Consider the following 1,925-nt stretch of genomic DNA (forward strand, 5'->3'; position numbering starts at 1 on the left):
CCGTCGAGGTCGCCGAGCGCGCCCGGCCGGCGGTCGTCGCCGACGCGGTCTCGCGGACCCGGACGCAGCTGGCTTCGGCCGAGGACGACGAGGTCGAGACCACGAACTCGACCGATGCCGGCCAGCCCCTCGACATCGCGCCGCGGCGCTCGACCGCGACCCCCGGCAGCGCCGGCGCCTTCAAGGCCGGCGCGCAGCCCCTGCCGAAGGCGGCGCAGGCCTACGCCGCGCCCGCGACGGCACAGGCCGCGTTCCCGGGCGGCGCACGCAAATCCGATCAGCGCATCGCGTCGGCCGACGGCCCGATCGCCCGCGCCGAGGCGCCGAAGCCCATCGCCGGCCCGAAGATCGTGCCGACGGCCTGGGTGATCCAGCTCGGCGCCATGGACGACGAGGGCAAGGCCAAGGCGATGCTGGCCGACGCCAAGGCGAAGGGCGGCGGCAGCCTCTCGAAGGCCGCGCCCTACACGGTGAAGGTCGAGCACAGCGGCGCCACCCTCTACCGCGCACGCTTCTCCGGCTTCCAGGAGCAGGACGCGGCGCAGGATGCCTGCTCCGCCCTGAAGCGCAGCGGCTTCAGCTGCTTCGCCACCCGCAGCTGATCCCCCTCACGTCGCGCCGCGGTCCGTTCGACCGTGGCATTCAGCGACCGGCGGCCTTCGCCGTCCCGGTCGCCATCAACGCCGACGGCGGACGCCGCCCTCGGCGAACGTCGTCCTGCACCCCTGGCAACGCGCGTGGAGTCTCAGCGATGTCGGTTCGTCAGCCTGTCGCGGGCCGCGTTGACGCGGGCCGCCCCTTCGGCGCTTCCCCCCTGGTCGGGGTGGGCGCGCTTCATCAAGGTCCGGTGAGCCGTGCGGACGGCCTCTGGGGTCGCCCCGCGCTCAAGCCCCAGGATCTGATAGGCCTCGTCCTGCGTCATCGTCCCTGGCTGCGCCGGACGGCGCGGCCCCGCGTCGCGATCGCGCTCAGCGTCTACACGCCAGCCGGCGTGCCGGCGGTCGAGATACGTCTCTAGCGGCACCACCGCTGCGGGATCCTGCGCCCGGCAGACCGCCAGCACCGCGCGGAGGTCGGCGAGCCCGAGGCTCTCGAGACGCCGGCCGCCGAGCGGGCCGCCGCGCAGGATGCCGTCGCCGACGCTGCCGTCGTCGCGCAGGACGAAATCCACCCGCGCCGTCCGGTGCCGTCTCGGCGACGGCTTCATCGACGCCAGCAGCCGCTTGAGCCGGGAACCCAGCGTCTCCGGCCCTTCGAGCAGCCAGACGCCGCCGAGCCCGACGACCAGGGCCGGGCCGAGCTGGCCGCGCAGCAGCAGGATGGCGGCGAGCCCGATCGCGATCCAGGCGCCGGCACGCCGGATCGACCGCGGGGTGAGCCTGGGCCCGAGCCGGCCGCCGTTCCGGCCGAGCCACCACAGGCCGAAACACGTCGCGAAGCCGAGGACGAGCAGCATCCGCCTAGCGCCGCATGTCGAAGCTGGAACTCGCGCGCCCGCTGATGCGGATGCCCGTGCCCGGAAGGATCTCGTGGAACCCGGAGTCGCGCCGCGGCGTCGGGATCTCGCGCGATCCGCAGCCCGGCTGCGGCGGCAGGCGCACGCCCTCCGGCGCGTCCTCGGGACAGAGCCGCGGGCGCGCCGGCCTCTCGGTGGCTCGCGTGGGGAGGGGGGCGGCGATCGAGAGGCCGGCGGCGAGGCCGATCAGCACGGCGAGAATGGGGATCATGGCCGGTTCTCCGCGACGTCCGCCGTCGTGATGCGCACGCGGCGGGTGCGCCCGTCCCGCTCGACCGCGAGGTCGATCGGCTGGCCGAGACCCGCCGCCTCGAGCGCCGCGGTGAGGTCGGCCAGGCGGTGGACCGGGCGGTCGCCGACGCCGACGACGACGTCGCCGATCGCCCCCGTCTGCGGGTCGACCCCGCGC

The 1,925-nt window shown here is 75.4% G+C and carries 4 protein-coding genes; 1 reads left to right on the top strand and 3 read right to left on the bottom strand.

From position 1 onward, the window contains the following. Positions 1–602: SPOR domain-containing protein (locus tag FV230_RS27775; RefSeq protein ID WP_147844658.1), on the top strand; the 602-nt coding region annotated here is incomplete at its 5' end. Positions 603–745: 143 nt separating this feature from the next. On the opposite strand, the gene FV230_RS27780 is transcribed toward FV230_RS27775, so the two are convergent. From FV230_RS27780 to FV230_RS27790, 3 genes are all read right to left on the bottom strand, one after another. Beyond that, a complete protein-coding gene (locus FV230_RS27780) occupies positions 746–1,456 on the bottom strand; it encodes a DnaJ domain-containing protein (protein ID WP_147844659.1) in 711 nt (236 codons plus the stop codon). A gap of 4 nt (positions 1,457–1,460) precedes the next feature. Continuing rightward, positions 1,461–1,727: a hypothetical protein gene (locus FV230_RS27785; RefSeq protein ID WP_246695040.1), complete on the bottom strand. Its 267-nt coding sequence runs from the start codon at positions 1,725–1,727 to the stop codon at positions 1,461–1,463. Continuing rightward, a partial coding sequence (locus tag FV230_RS27790; protein WP_147844660.1) for a PDZ domain-containing protein occupies positions 1,724–1,925 on the bottom strand: 202 nt, incomplete at its 5' end. The genes FV230_RS27785 and FV230_RS27790, both read right to left, overlap by 4 nt.

This window comes from Methylobacterium sp. WL6 (genome assembly GCF_008040095.1).
Lineage (GTDB): Bacteria > Pseudomonadota > Alphaproteobacteria > Rhizobiales > Beijerinckiaceae > Methylobacterium.

Excerpts from the sequence above, each read along its gene's own strand:
- FV230_RS27780 (WP_147844659.1), bottom strand. The coding sequence starts at position 1,456 with ATGCTGCTCGTCCTCGGCTTCGCGACGTGTTTCGGCCTGTGGTGGCTC.
- FV230_RS27785 (WP_246695040.1), bottom strand. The coding sequence starts at position 1,727 with ATGATCCCCATTCTCGCCGTGCTGATCGGCCTCGCCGCCGGCCTCTCG.